Raw genomic sequence first — 13,549 nt, forward strand, 5'->3', positions numbered from 1 at the left:
GGTTTCTGGAAAGCAAAATTTAACCATAGTTGTCCATCTTATCTCCATCAGTCGTCATGAGGGGACAATCCGGAAGTCGCGCAGCGGTGGTCGCTCGCCGGCCTGAGGGCCTTTTGCGTGATTTTTTGGCTTGATTTGCGTTGTTGAGTAAGATCGTTCGCCCACAGTCTTTGCACCGTCTGTTGCGCCCACTGTTGATCACCTGCTGCGGCACCGCCCTTGCCGGCGCGGCTGTGTGGTCCGCCGTCAGCCTGGCCGCTATGGGCAGTCCCTTCGCTCATGGTTCAGGCCACCACCTGCCAAAGCCGCAGCTTTATTTGGCGGAGAGGACAAAGGAGCGCGCATGGGACAAGCACGCCAGGATCAGCCAGGCGACGCGGCTCGTCGCCGCGGCGGCGCAGCCCGTCGTGTTCGCAAGCCTTACCATCAGCCGATCCGCCCGCAGTCCGGATGTTCCGGAAGATGCCGAGAGCCGCGGCAAAACGGCGCTTTTCGATGCCTTGCTGAAGCAGGCCGCATTGGCATCTGGGAAACTCGCCGGTCATTTCGAGCGCCCCGGATCCGCCGGGTCGCCCCGCCCACCTGCAAAGGTTGACGCACCTGCTTCGGGCCCAATCGGGCCATTGCCCGCCAAGTCGACCGACAAGCCCCTGCCCTTGCTGGCCTATGCCGCTCACACGCAGAGCGGAACGACCGGCGCTGCCTTCTCGGCGTTGCTGGAGGACAACCTCGCAGCTTCGCAGGATCCCGACATGGCCGAGGATGACGCCCTGCCAGGCTATGAGGATACGCCCTCCTCCGGCCCGCTGCCGCAGTTCCGTCCGCGTGGCGATCAGGCCCAAAAGCCTGCAGTCGAAACGGAGAAACCCGAGACCGGGCAGACCGAGGACGGAGCAGAACCAAAGGCCGAGGAGACCGGGAAAGCCGACGAACGCGAAACGCCAAGAAAGCAGAAGCTCGCCTATGCGCGGCCGGACGATCCGGCGGAAAGCAGTTCCGGCAGCGGCTTCGGACAGGCCCTGCGCAACATCTTTGGCAGCGGAGCCAGGGCCGGAGATGGCGTCGCCGTCTACGATATCACGGCCGCCAAGGTATATATGCCCGACGGCAGCGTGCTCGAGGCCCATTCCGGTATCGGCAAGATGGCCGACAATCCGCGTTACGTGAATGTCAAGATGACCGGACCGACGCCACCGCATACCTACAATCTCAGGATGCGCGAAACACGCTTCCATGGCGTCGAGGCAATCCGCATGCTGCCGGTCGACGGAAAGAACAAGCATGGCCGCGACGGCTTCCTGACGCACAGCTACCTGCTGCGCGGCAATCGGGCGGAATCGCATGGCTGCGTCGCCTTCAGGGACTACCCGCGTTTCCTCACTGCCTTCAAACAAGGCAAGGTCAAGCAGATCGTCGTGGTGCCGAGCGGCGGACGCGCTGCCGGCATGCGCCTGGCTTCGAACGGCAGGAGCTCCTGACAGCAACACCCGACAGCCGACTGTTGAAGGAACAAGCGGCACTAGAGCAATTCCAGAAAAAGTGTGTAACGGTTGTCCGTCCGGAATTACGTAGTTTCAAAGAGTTAGATCATTTCACTGTTTCGATGAAACATTGAAATGATCTAGAGCCTGAACGTTGACCTAACCTCCCGGTCCCTGAGCGGCATCGCGCCGATCGGCTCTCTGCAACCTTGGCCATGTGCATTAATCACCGACAGCCGTAGCTGCATCTTGGAAGCGGGCTCTTGCGGCAAGCATGATTTGACCGAACCGTGACAGCGAGCGCAAGCTGTCCAGGTCATTGTCGTTTTCCATCCACACCAGCAGTTCAGGACTCATCTTGGGGACGATGCGATCGAGGGCGTCCAATGCGGCGGCGGTATCACCGCTGATCGCCCAGGCACAAACAAGGTTTACCTGGAGCTGAATGTTATCGGGCTCGAGCAGACTGGCCCGTGACGCCCATTCGCGGGCCCGCTCATGATCGCCGAGAAGCGCAAGGATACCGGCGCCATGTCCGATCGCGCCGCTATGATCGGGTTCGGCAGCCACGATGCGCTCGATGCGTACCAGCGCACGGCGGCAGGCGTCGAGCGCGGCCTGCTCGTCGCCCTTGCCCTGGTAGCATTGGATGACCATGGCGGCAGCATTGTAGTCTCCCGGCGCCAGCTCTGCGGCCCGCTCAAAGTGGCGGATGGCTTCGTCGAACCGACGCTGCATGAGGAAGGTCCGCCCGGCGGCCAGGTTGGCGGCGTAGTCGTCCGGCTCGAGCTCGAGCGCGATCCCGCAGTGACGCTCGGCCTCCTCGAACTCACCCCTGTAAAGAAACTGCAACGCCTTCGCGGCATGGGCGCTGGCAATGCAGGCATCGAGTTCGAGGGCGCGATCAATTTCGGCTTCGCCCGTATCGGCACCGCCGACGCTGCGTCGGAGGCGATGGAGCGTTTCGCCAAGCAGGGCCCAGGCACGCGCGTGGCCCGGTTCCAGGTCGGTCACGCGGCGGCAGAGCCGGATGATCAGTGGCAAGTGCCGCTCCGACCCCGTGATGTTGTATTCCCGTGCCAGAAGGAACAGTTTGTATGCCTCGGGATCAGTCGGCGCGTAACGCTCCAGCGCCTGGCGTTCCGAAGGCAGCAGTCGAAGTCGAAGCGCCTCGACGACGGCTTTTGCCAGGTCCGACTGCAGCGCCAGCACGTCCTTGATGTCTCGGTCGAAACGCTCAGCCCAGACGGTCGCGTCGTTTGTCCCGTCGATCAGCTTCGCAGAAAGGCGCATTCGTTCACCGGCCTTGCGTACGTTGCCTTCCAGTACATAGGCCACGTTGAGCTGCTGGGCGATGGCCCGGGCACCCTGGCCCTTCATGCCAAAGGATGTCGCGCGGGAAACGACGGTCAGAGAAGACAGCTTGCTCAGATCGATGATGATGTCCTCGGTAACGCCCGCGCTGAAATAGTCCTGCTCCGGATCGCCGCTGATATTGGCGAAGGGCAAGACGCAGACTCCGACCGGCTCGCGGCCGGCTCCTGCTTCCGTCGGTGCCTCACCCTGGACGGCGAAGGCACGGATAGGGCGCTCGATGTTCTTCAGCGACATCGGCCCGAGGTCTTCGAGGGCAACGTTCAATTTTCCGGCTACGTGCTCGCGCACCGTCTCGGAGAGTATGATACCGCCCGGCTGGGCGAGGGCCTGCAGCCGTGCTGCGATGTTGACCCCTTCCCCGTAGAGATCTCCCTCGTCGACGATCACATCTCCCAGGTTGAGGCCCATACGGAAGCGAAGCGTCGGGTCGGTTGCTGAGGCAACGCCTTGCAGCGCAATGGCGCACACCGCCGCATCAACTGCGCTTGCGAACTCGATCAGCGCGCCGTCGCCCATCAGCTTGACCACGCGACCATGGTGTCGTTCCAGGGCGGGACCGAATGCAGCAAAAGCTGCCTTGACGCGGGCAAGTGTGCCAGCCTCGTCGCGCCCCATCAGCTTGCTGTATCCGGCGACATCAATGCAGAGAACCGCGGCCAGCTTGCGCATGCAACCATTCCCGTGAAGGTGAGCGCTTGTGGCAAAGGTCAACTTCGCCCCAGGGCAGTGCACCACATTCAGGCATCACAAACAAGCGAGCGAGCCCGCAGCCTACGGATTGGCCGGCCTTCCGGACATTGGCCAGCAGCGGCAAATTATGTGGCCATTCGAGAGCTGAACGAGCTCTACCGTCCGCGGTAGGTCAAAGTGGCCGGCGACATCGCCGAAAGCCGTTCCGTCTCCCGCGTCAAACGCTCGCGCAGCGGCGATCGGATGCACACCGGATCCGTTGTGCTCGCGTCGCCGGCAAGCGCCATCGCCTGGCAACGGCAGCCGCCGAAGTCGATTTGCTTGCGCTCGCAGCTGCGGCAAAGTTCCGGCATCCAGTCCTCGCCGCGATAGGCGTTGAAGGCGTCGCTCTCGTACCAGATCCCGGAGAGTGTGTCTTCGCGGACGGTCTTGAAGGTGAGGGTCGGGATCGTTTCGGCCGCGTGGCACGGAAGCACCCGGCCGGACGGCGTGACGTTCAGGCCGACACGGCCCCAGCCGCCCATGCACGCCTTCGGATATTTGGAATAATAGTCGGCCGGCACATAGTCGATCACCAGGATACCCTGATATTTTTCCCGTGCCGCGGCGACGGTTCGCGTGGCGTGCTCGACTTGTTCGCGCGTCGGCATGAGAGCCGCCTTGTTGCGCTCGGCCCAGCCGTGAAACTGCACCGTCGCGATCTCCACCCGCCGCGCGCCAAGCCGGATCGCAAGCTCGATCATGGCGTCGATCTCGCCCATGTTCTGCCTGTGGCAGACAGCGTTGACCGTCAACGGGATGCCGGCGCCCGCCACCCAGTTTGCGACCGCCATCTTTCGTTCATGGCCACCCTTGTAGCCACCGATCCGGTCGGCGCTTTCGGGCGAAACACCCTGGATCGACAACTGGATGTGGTCGAGACCGGCCTCGGCCAGATCGTTGATCCTGGTCTCCGTCAAACCCACGCCCGATGTGATCAGATTGGTGTAAAGCCCCAGCGAAACCGCCGCCCGCGTCAGTTCGACAAGATCCCGTCGCGCCGCCGGCTCCCCGCCGGACAAGTGCAGATGCAGCACGCCGAGGTCGGCCGCCTGGCTGAAGACGCCGATCCATTCTTCGGTCGACAGCTCCTCGTTCCCCGGCGTCAGGGCGGTCGGGTTGGAGCAATAGGGGCAGGCCAGCGGACAGCGATGCGTCAGCTCCGCCAGCATCGCCATCGGCGGCGGCACGCGCTGAACAGGCGCGGCGGAACGGGCGGTTGAGATGATGGTGCTGCTCATTCGACGATCTCCAGCAGACGGCGGATGGCAAGCTCCTGGGCGAAAGCCCTGACGTCGCCGGCGATCTCCGCGGCGGGGGCGTCGAACTTGGCGGCAAAGTCTTCGGCGATCCGGTCGAGGCTCCGCTTGCCGTCAAGCGCTTGCACGATTGCGACGGCAATATCGTCGAGCGCCATCGCCCGCTCCGGCGCCAACAGGACCATCTGGCCGCGAACCGGATCCTCGTGCATCCGCACGCCGCGTGCCAACTTGACGACGCTCGCCCCAGAAATCGCCGGCGTGTCGGCGCTCATTCCGCCGCCTCCTTCGCCGTCGGATCGCCGACGACACCTTGCTCGCCGTCCCAGCCGCCCGGCGGAATCCGGCCAGGCATCACATAAGCGGAGTAAAGTGCGTCGAGCTGCGACCACAGAACATCCGTCTTGAAGGTGAGCGCCGCGGCGGCGGCATCCTGTTTTTCGGCCGTATCGGCGTGGTCGAGCACATAGGCCAGGCCGAATTCGACGTCGTGCGGCGCCTCCGTCAGTCTTTGCCGAAAGTAGGCGAGTGCCGCATCGTCCGCGAACGCATAGTGCTCAAGCAGCCCGGCGATGCGCTCCGAATGGATCTTGGGCGCAAAAAGCTCGGTCAGCGAGGAGGCCACCGCTTCGATGAGCGGCTTCTCGCGCACGAACGACACATAGGCGTCGACAGCAAATCGGGTCGCAGGCAGGACGCCTCTGGTCGAAGCGACATAAGCGGGATCGAGGCCTACCGCTTCCGCGAGACGCAGCCAGCGGCGGATGCCGCCGCCCTCGTCGACGCTGCCGTCATGGTCTTCGATCCGCGAGCGCCAGGCACGACGCAGGTCCGGGTCGTCGCAACGCGACAGGAAGGCCGCGTCCTTCATCGGAATGCGGCTCTGGTAGTAGTAGCGGTTGATGACCCATGCCCGGACCTGCGTCATCGTTGCGCGGCCGCCGTGGAGCATCGCATGGAAGGGATGCTTATCGTGATAGCGTTCCTTGCCGATAGCCAGAAGGCGCGCGTGAAAATCTTGCCTGTCGCTTGCCGTCGTCACAGCCGGATCTCCATGCCGTCGAATCCGACTTCAAAGCCGCGGTTTTCCACCGCGGCGCGCTCGGGACCAGCCCGCCAGATCGGGTTCGTGTTGTTGATGTGAATATAGACCTTTCGGCGAATGTTGAGGCCCTCGAGTGCGTCTAGGCTGCCGCCGTCGCCGCTGATCGGCATGTGGCCCATGCGGCGGCCCGTCTTGCGCCCCGTACCGGTCGCGATCATCTCACGGTCGGTAAAGAGCGTGCCGTCGAAGAACAGCGCGTCGGCATCCCGGAGGCGCGCAGCCAGGGCATCATTGATCATGGCGCAGCCCGGAATGTAATAGACGCGTTCGTTCCCGGCCCTGAGCTCGATCCCGACCGTGTTTTCGCCCTCGACGTTCAGATCCGGTTCGCCTTCTTCGAGAAACAGCGGAACCTTGCCCGGAACGGCGAAGAGCCGCGCCTCGAGGTCGGGAAGTGGAGAGAAGGCTTCCTCGATCACGACGCTCCTCCTTGCAACCAGGTCCGGATCGAGGACGCCGAAGACCGGATTGTCGGCGATGATCTCGCCGACCGAGCTGGTGGAAAACACCGTCAACGGCTGTTTCTCCCGCAGAACGAGAAGCCCGGCCAGATGATCGATGTCGCCGTTGGTCAGCACCACGCTTTTGATCGGCGTGTGACGCAGGCGGCGCGGCTGCAGGAGACGATTGTCCTCAATCTGCTGGCGGATGTCCGGCGAGGCGTTGAAGACAGCCCAGGCTTCGCCATCGAGGCTGACAGCAAGGGATGATTGGCTTTGCGGCCTGACGGCGGAGCCCGGATCGCGCGCCATCGTGCAGTTCAGGCACCCGCAATTCCATTGTGGAAGACCGCCGCCGGCGGCCGCCCCCAGAACAATGATGCGAAGATCGGACGATTTCTTCACCGGATTAACCCGATCCTCCTATGGCCGTGTCTTAGAGCGGGATGAAATGCGTCGCTCTTCTGCCGGCATCCCGCTCTAATTTCTTGGAATGGATCACGGTCGCGATTTTGCGTCGAGCCGACCGGAACCATCGCGATCTAGAACAGGATCGGTTCATCCCCGTCCGCAGGAGCGTAGCGGGTGATTTCCATCGCGCAGCTGACTTCAATGAATTTCGGTTTATGCCAGGACATGTCTCCTCCATTCGTCCAGATGGTGTGTCGCCCTGGATTGCCGGCGCCTCGCAACCGGGCCGAACACGAAACAAGCTTCGCTCTTGACGAGCGCCGCTTGGGTGAAGAACCGGAACGGCCTGCCGCCGCACCGGCATTCCCGGCGTCGCCACCGCCGGGTTTTGAAACCGCTATCGCCGTAGACGGAACCTGACGGCGACCACAATCGGTGATCTCGTGCGAGGGTCCTCCACCCTCAATGTTGAATGGTATCAATCGTTCAGGGGCCTCACAATTAAGACCAAGGTGGCGGTCGACACCACGTTTTCCTGCGACGGGAGCGCCAGCTTTGCGACCTTCCGTCGCCGCCCGGCTCAACGGAACGCGTTCGCCGGATAGGGCTTGCTGACCACCGGCAGATATCGCGCACCCTGCGCCAGCAGGAACCGCTCGAAGGCCTGCATCGCCGGGGTCGTGACGCGGTCCGAGCGTGATACGCTGAACCACTGCCGGCGGATCGGCGTCTCGACCACGTCGAGTATGACCAACCGGCCGAGCCTCACCTCCTGCTCGATAGTATGAGCCGAGATAAAGGCAATTCCCAGACCAGCGATGACAGCCTGCTTGATTGTCTCGTTCGAGGCGATCTCCGTGCCGAGTTCCTCCAGCTTGTGCGGCGTGTCGCTCAGAAAGATCTCAAGCGAGATGCGGGTCCCCGAACCCTTCTCACGCACCAGGAACTGCTCCTGGGCAATCCGCTCCCGCGAAATTTCCAGGACGCCCGCGAGCGCGTGACCGGCGGAGGCGATGAAGACCAGCGGGTGGTCGCCGAACACCTCAGCGCGCACCTCGACGTCACGCGGTGGCCGCCCCATGAGGGCGATATCGATTTCGTGATCCCTCAACTTGGCGATGATCTCGGCGCGGTTGCCGATGAAGAGGTTGATCTCGATGCCCGGAACCTGATCGCGAAAGGCGGCAATCAGTTGCGGCGCGAAGTATTTTCCGGTCGACACGACACCGAGACGCAACCGCCCGGTTCTGAGCCCCTTGATGGCACTGATCGAATCCTCGAGCCCGACGAGGCTGTCCTCAACCGCCCGCGCCGCCTCCAGGAAAGCAATACCGTAAGCAGTCGGAACCATGCCGTTGCGCGTTCTGTCGAACAGCGGGACGCCGGCGTCCCGTTCCAGCTGCTGAATTTGCAGGGTGAGTGCCGGTCCGGTCACACGCAAGGCCTCCGCCGCGAGGTTGATCCTGCCCAGCCTGCAAATGGCCTCGACGATGCGGAGTTGGCGAAGGGTCACGTTGCGCATGAGATGATAGAGTAAGTAAAGCTAACTTCGATAGTCAATCGAATAAATTTTACAAATCGTCCTTTTGCGCCATCCTTTCCTGGACATCGTGGGAGGAGAGATCATGTCAGGTGCAACTCTCGAGGCTTATCTCGCCTCACGTACGGCGAACGGCGACGATCTGGCGCCGGACGTGGCCGCAGTGATCCAGAGGCTGGCAACGGCCGCCCTCGTCGTCCGTAAAATCATCAATCAGGGGGCGCTCGACACCGCGTTCAACGGTAGCCGCGGCGACAGCAATCCCGACGGCGACCTGCAGAGGAATCTGGATGTCCTGTGCAACGAGCTCTTCCTGTCGTGCCTGCAGGGCGCACCGGTCGCATACTACGCCTCGGAAGAGCTGGAAAAGCCTGTCGCGCTCGATCCGACGGCGCGCCTCGCGGTTGCCATCGATCCGCTCGACGGCTCGTCGAACATCGACAACAACGTCTCCATCGGCACGGTTTTCTCCGTGCTGCCCGCTCTCAAGGGACCAGACTTGGACCCCACGCAGTCCTTTCTGCAGCCCGGAAACCAGCAACTGGCGGCCGGCTTCTTCGTCTACGGACCACAAACCACGCTTGTACTGTCACTTGGCAAGGGCACGGAGATTTTCATCTTCTCCAACCGGCTCGGATGCTTCGTAGAGGCCTACAAGTCGGTCGACATCCCGGAGCGCACCAGCGAATTCGCCATCAACATGTCGAACTATCGGCACTGGGAAGAAGCGATCCGGCTCTATGTCGACGATTGCCTGGCAGGCTCGGAAGGCCCGCGCGAGCGGGACTTCAACATGCGGTGGATCGCCTCGCTGCTCGCCGAGGCCTATCGGATCCTGGTCTGCGGCGGGATATTCCTGTACCCCGCCGACGGCCGAAAAGGCTACGGCCAGGGCCGGCTGCGGCTGGTTTACGAGGCCAACCCGATCGCCTTCATCATCGAGAATGCCGGCGGCGCGGCCACAAACTCGATCACGCGCGTTCTCGATCTCGTTCCGAAAAGCCTGCACCAGCGCGTACCGCTGGCTTTCGGCTCGCGCCGCGAAGTGGAGCGGGTCGCCCGCTATCACGTCGACCCGAACATGATCGGCGAACGCGCACCGCTTTTCGGCAAGCGCGGTCTGTTTCGGGCCTAAAGGAGACCGGTATGTCAGCCAAATACCCAATCATATCGATTACCGGCTCCTCCGGCGCCGGCACCACGACGGTAAAAGACACCTTCGAGAAGATCTTCAAGCGCGAGAACATCTCGGCGTCCTTCATCGAAGGTGATGCTTTTCACCGCTACGACCGCGAAACCATGCGCCGCAAGATAGCGGACGAGAAAGCGCGAGGTGTCGATTTCACCCATTTCTCCGCCGAGGCGAACGAGCTGGAAATCCTGGAAAGCGTCTTTGCCGACTATGGCCGGCGCGGCGTCGGGCGCACCCGTCACTACGTGCATGACGAAGGCGAGGCCGTGAAATACGGGGCGGAACCCGGTACATTCACGAACTGGGAAGAGTTTGGCGACAGCGATCTCCTTTTCTACGAGGGATTGCATGGCTGTGCGGTCACCGACACGGTCAATCTGGCCCAGCATTGCGATCTGAAGATTGGCGTCGTTCCGGTGATCAACCTCGAATGGATTCAGAAGATCCATCGCGACAAGGCGACGCGCGGGTACTCCACCGAGGCCGTGACCGACACGATCCTGCGGCGCATGCCCGACTACGTGCACTACATCTGCCCGCAGTTTTCCCTGACAGATATCAATTTCCAGCGCGTGCCGATCGTCGACACGTCCAACCCCTTCATCGCCCGCTGGATACCGACGCACGCCGAATCCATCCTGGTCATCCGCTTCGCCAGACCGCAAAGCATCGATTTCCCCTACCTGCTGTCGATGCTCAACAACAGCTTCATGTCACGCGCCAATTCCATCGTGGTGCCGGGCGACAAGCTCGATCTCGCCATGCAGCTGATCTTCACTCCGCTCATCCACAAGCTGCTCGAGCGCAAGCACCGCATGTCGTGAGGAGGACATCATGAATGTTTCGCAGCAGATCGAAACCCGAGCCGCCGCATCGGAACGCAACATGGCCGATGCCATCCGGTTTCTCGCCATGGATGCCGTTCAGAAAGCCAACTCCGGCCACCCCGGGATGCCGATGGGCATGGCCGACGCGGTGACCGTCCTCTTCAATCGCTACATCAAGATCGATCCCTCCCTGCCCGACTGGCCGGATCGCGATCGTTTCGTGCTTTCGGCCGGCCATGGGTCGATGCTCCTTTATGCCATCCATCACCTGCTCGGCTTTGCCGACATGCCGATGGCCGAGCTCTCGGCCTTCCGCCAGCTCGGCTCGAAAACGGCCGGCCATCCCGAATACGGCCATGCCCTCGGGATCGAGACCACCACCGGTCCGCTCGGCCAGGGAATTGCCACAGCCGTGGGCATGGCGATTGCCGAACAGATGATGGCCGCCCGCTTTGCGAGTTCGCTCTGCAACCACTTCACCTATGTCGTGGCCGGCGACGGCTGCCTGCAGGAGGGCATCAGCCACGAGGCGATCGACCTTGCCGGACATCTGAGGCTGCGCAAGCTCATCGTGCTCTGGGACGACAACCGGATATCGATCGACGGGTCGACCGAACTCTCCACCTCCATGAACCAGCTTGCGCGTTTCCGCGCCGCCGGCTGGGACGCGCAGAGCGTCGACGGCCATGATCCCGACGCGGTGGCGAAGGCGATCGAGCGAGCGCACCGGACCCGCAAGCCATCGCTGATTGCCTGCCGCACCCGGATCGGCAAGGGCGCAGCCAGCATGGAAGGCTCGCACAAGACCCATGGAGCCGCGCTCGGCGACAAGGAAATCGCCGCAACGCGGGAGAAGCTCGCCTGGCCGCACCCGCCCTTCTTCGTGCCGCCCGAGATCAAGTCCGCCTGGCAAAGGGTGGCGGTCAGAGGTCGGGTGGCCCGCGAGGCATGGGAAATCCGGCTGGACGCTTCGCGCTCGAAGAGGCGCTACGAACAGACCATCGCTCGGGACCTGGGCGGGGGTGTAGCGGATCTGCTGGCAAAATTCCGAGTCGCGCACCGCAAGAGAGGCTCCAAGGTCGCCACACGGCAGGCCTCGCAGATGACGCTGGAAGTCGTCAATGGCGCGACCGGCTTGACGGTTGGTGGCTCCGCCGACCTGACCGGCTCGAACCTGACGATGACGTCCCAGACTCAACCCATTGTGCCCGGCAACTTCAAGGGCCGCTACCTGCATTACGGCATCCGCGAGCACGGCATGGCGGCCGCCATGAACGGCATCGCGCTTCATGGCGGCTTCATCCCCTATGGCGGTACCTTCCTTGTGTTTTCCGACTATGCGCGCGGCGCGATCCGTCTCTCGGCACTGATGGGGCTGCCCGTCATCTATGTGCTGACCCATGATTCCATCGGGCTCGGCGAGGACGGGCCGACCCACCAGCCGGTCGAACATCTGGCGATGCTGCGGGCCACTCCCAACCTCAATGTCTTCCGGCCCGCCGACATCATCGAAACTGCCGAATGCTGGGAGATTGCGCTTGGCGAGAAGAAGACGCCGAGCGTCCTTGCCCTCTCGCGACAGGCTCTGCCCATGCTGCGCCAGACGGATGGGGATGAAAACTTGTCGGCGCGCGGGGCTTATGTGCTGAAGGAAGCGCGCGGCCCCCGCGACGTCACGCTCCTTGCCACCGGGTCCGAGGTCGAGATCGCCGTCGTTGCGGCGGAACGCCTGCAGGCCGAGGAAGGTATCGAAGCGGCGGTGGTCTCCATGCCTTGCTGGGAGAAGTTCGAGGCACAGGGCGCAGCCTATCAGAGGCAGGTCCTCGGCGATGCCCCGCGCATTGCCGTCGAAGCGGCCGGCCGCCTCGGCTGGGACCGCTGGATGGGCCCTGATGGGGCCTTCGTCGGTATGCTCGGCTTCGGTGCCTCGGCGCCGGCCGGAGACCTCTACCGCCATTTCGGCATCACCGCCGACCACATCGTCGCCGAAGCCTTGAACCTTGTCGGCCGGGATTTCGCGGGGTCGCCGCTCATGGCTGCCGTGACAGGCCCGCAGGCGGGCAAAGACCTCGCCAGATCATCGAAGGAGGCTTGACCATGGCTCGTATCACGCTCCGCCAGTTGCTCGATCACGCCGCCGAACGCGCCTATGGCGTACCGGCTTTCAACATCAACAACATGGAACAGGGACTGGCGATCATGGAAGCGGCGCGCGCCTGCGATGCTCCCGTCATCCTCCAGGTCTCGCGCGGCGCCCGCTCCTACGCCAACGACATCATGCTCGCCAAGATGATGGAAGCACTCGAACAGATGTATCCCGACATCCCGCTCTGCATCCACCAGGACCATGGCAACAATGTCGCGACCTGCCTGACCGCAATCCAGCATGGCTTCACCTCGGTGATGATGGACGGGTCGCTGCGGGAGGACGCGAAGACCCCCGCCGACTACGCCTATAACGTCGCGATCACTGCGGAAGTCAGCCGCCTCGCCCATATGGTCGGCGCTTCGGTCGAGGGCGAACTCGGCTGCCTCGGCTCGCTCGAAACCGGCCATGGCGAAGCCGAGGACGGCCACGGTTTCGAAGGCGCGCTCGATCGTTCGCAGCTCTTGACCGATTCGGACGAGGCCGCCCGTTTTGTCGCCGAGACCGGGGTCGATGCGCTGGCAGTCGCCATCGGCACCTCGCACGGCGCCTACAAATTCAGCCGCAAGCCGACCGGAGAAGTGCTCGCCATGGACGTGATCGAGAAGATCCATCACCGGCTGCCGGACACCCATATCGTCATGCACGGCTCCTCCTCGGTGCCGCAGGAGTGGCAGGATGTCTTCAATGCCCATGGCGGCGAAATGCGCGAGACCTACGGCGTGCCGGTCGAGGAGATCGTGCGGGGTATCCGTTTCGGCGTGAGGAAGGTGAATATCGATACCGATCTGCGCCTGGCGGCCGCCGCTGCCTTTCGCCGCGTCGCCGACACGAGCCGCACAGAATTCGATCCACGCAAGTTCCTGAAGCCCGCCATGGACGCCATGTCGGCCGTCTGCAAGGCCCGTTTCGAGGCCTTCGGAACCGCGGGCAACGCCTCCCGCATCAAGGTCGTGCCGATGTCGGACATGGCCCGCCGCTACGCGAGCGGATCGCTCAAACCCCAGACGGCGCGGTCGCAAGCCGCCTGACCATATCCAGA

General features: G+C 63.1%; 12 protein-coding genes. 5 read left to right on the plus strand and 7 right to left on the minus strand.

The window, feature by feature from the left end:
* Window positions 1-182 precede the first annotated feature (182 nt).
* Window positions 183-1,478 carry a DUF2778 domain-containing protein gene (locus tag FKV68_RS32355; protein ID WP_245182008.1) on the plus strand — a complete coding sequence of 432 codons (1,296 nt, stop codon included), beginning with the start codon at window positions 183-185 and terminating at the stop codon, window positions 1,476-1,478.
* Window positions 1,479-1,703: 225 nt separating this feature from the next.
* Here the strand turns inward: FKV68_RS32355 and FKV68_RS32360 are convergent, their stop codons facing one another.
* From FKV68_RS32360 to FKV68_RS32390, 7 genes are all read right to left on the minus strand, one after another.
* The gene (locus tag FKV68_RS32360) at window positions 1,704-3,527 is read right to left on the minus strand and encodes a tetratricopeptide repeat protein (RefSeq protein ID WP_180942974.1); all 1,824 of its coding nucleotides are present in this window, start codon (window positions 3,525-3,527) and stop codon (window positions 1,704-1,706) included.
* A 176-nt stretch (window positions 3,528-3,703) separates the two neighbouring features.
* Window positions 3,704-4,828: a pyrroloquinoline quinone biosynthesis protein PqqE gene (gene pqqE / locus FKV68_RS32365; RefSeq protein ID WP_180942975.1), complete on the minus strand. Its 1,125-nt coding sequence runs from the start codon at window positions 4,826-4,828 to the stop codon at window positions 3,704-3,706.
* Window positions 4,825-5,121 (minus strand): pyrroloquinoline quinone biosynthesis peptide chaperone PqqD, encoded by a 297-nt coding sequence (gene pqqD, locus FKV68_RS32370; protein WP_180942976.1) that lies wholly within the window; start codon window positions 5,119-5,121, stop codon window positions 4,825-4,827. Before pqqD ends, pqqE begins: the two co-directional genes overlap by 4 nt.
* Window positions 5,118-5,888 (minus strand): pyrroloquinoline-quinone synthase PqqC, encoded by a 771-nt coding sequence (gene pqqC / locus FKV68_RS32375; RefSeq protein WP_180942977.1) that lies wholly within the window; start codon window positions 5,886-5,888, stop codon window positions 5,118-5,120. Before pqqC ends, pqqD begins: the two co-directional genes overlap by 4 nt.
* Window positions 5,885-6,796 (minus strand): pyrroloquinoline quinone biosynthesis protein PqqB, encoded by a 912-nt coding sequence (pqqB, locus tag FKV68_RS32380; RefSeq protein ID WP_180942978.1) that lies wholly within the window; start codon window positions 6,794-6,796, stop codon window positions 5,885-5,887. Before pqqB ends, pqqC begins: the two co-directional genes overlap by 4 nt.
* A 137-nt stretch (window positions 6,797-6,933) precedes the next feature.
* Window positions 6,934-7,029, minus strand: a complete 96-nt coding sequence (gene pqqA, locus FKV68_RS32385; protein WP_026187092.1) for a pyrroloquinoline quinone precursor peptide PqqA — start codon at window positions 7,027-7,029, stop codon at window positions 6,934-6,936.
* Between the two features lie 353 nt (window positions 7,030-7,382).
* Entirely contained in the window at window positions 7,383-8,324 is a 942-nt protein-coding gene (locus FKV68_RS32390; RefSeq protein ID WP_180942979.1) for a LysR family transcriptional regulator, read from the minus strand.
* A gap of 103 nt (window positions 8,325-8,427) precedes the next feature.
* Between FKV68_RS32390 and FKV68_RS32395 the strand changes: the two genes are divergently transcribed.
* Genes FKV68_RS32395 through fba form a run of 4 tightly spaced genes read left to right on the plus strand, consistent with a single transcriptional unit; the run spans window position 8,428 to window position 13,538 of the window.
* Window positions 8,428-9,477, plus strand: a complete 1,050-nt coding sequence (locus FKV68_RS32395) for a class 1 fructose-bisphosphatase (protein WP_180942980.1) — start codon at window positions 8,428-8,430, stop codon at window positions 9,475-9,477.
* 11 nt (window positions 9,478-9,488) lie between these two features.
* Window positions 9,489-10,358 carry a phosphoribulokinase gene (locus tag FKV68_RS32400; protein ID WP_180942981.1) on the plus strand — a complete coding sequence of 290 codons (870 nt, stop codon included), beginning with the start codon at window positions 9,489-9,491 and terminating at the stop codon, window positions 10,356-10,358.
* A gap of 10 nt (window positions 10,359-10,368) precedes the next feature.
* Entirely contained in the window at window positions 10,369-12,456 is a 2,088-nt protein-coding gene (gene tkt, locus FKV68_RS32405; RefSeq protein ID WP_180942982.1) for a transketolase, read from the plus strand.
* Between the two features lie 2 nt (window positions 12,457-12,458).
* Window positions 12,459-13,538, plus strand: coding sequence for a class II fructose-bisphosphate aldolase (gene fba, locus FKV68_RS32410; RefSeq protein ID WP_180942983.1), 1,080 nt, complete (start codon window positions 12,459-12,461; stop codon window positions 13,536-13,538).
* Window positions 13,539-13,549 lie beyond the last annotated feature (11 nt).

The sequence above is a fragment of the Sinorhizobium mexicanum genome (genome assembly GCF_013488225.1).
Taxonomy (GTDB): Bacteria; Pseudomonadota; Alphaproteobacteria; order Rhizobiales; family Rhizobiaceae; genus Sinorhizobium; species Sinorhizobium mexicanum.

Bases quoted from the DNA above. Each gene is read 5' to 3' on its own strand.
- FKV68_RS32360 (WP_180942974.1), bottom strand. From the start codon at position 3,527: ATGCGCAAGCTGGCCGCGGTTCTCTGCATTGATGTCGCCGGATACAGC.
- pqqE (WP_180942975.1), bottom strand. From the start codon at position 4,828: ATGAGCAGCACCATCATCTCAACCGCCCGTTCCGCCGCGCCTGTTCAG.
- pqqD (WP_180942976.1), bottom strand. From the start codon at position 5,121: ATGAGCGCCGACACGCCGGCGATTTCTGGGGCGAGCGTCGTCAAGTTG.
- pqqA (WP_026187092.1), bottom strand. From the start codon at position 7,029: ATGTCCTGGCATAAACCGAAATTCATTGAAGTCAGCTGCGCGATGGAA.
- FKV68_RS32390 (WP_180942979.1), bottom strand. From the start codon at position 8,324: ATGCGCAACGTGACCCTTCGCCAACTCCGCATCGTCGAGGCCATTTGC.
- FKV68_RS32395 (WP_180942980.1), top strand. From the start codon at position 8,428: ATGTCAGGTGCAACTCTCGAGGCTTATCTCGCCTCACGTACGGCGAAC.
- FKV68_RS32400 (WP_180942981.1), top strand. From the start codon at position 9,489: ATGTCAGCCAAATACCCAATCATATCGATTACCGGCTCCTCCGGCGCC.
- tkt (WP_180942982.1), top strand. From the start codon at position 10,369: ATGAATGTTTCGCAGCAGATCGAAACCCGAGCCGCCGCATCGGAACGC.
- fba (WP_180942983.1), top strand. From the start codon at position 12,459: ATGGCTCGTATCACGCTCCGCCAGTTGCTCGATCACGCCGCCGAACGC.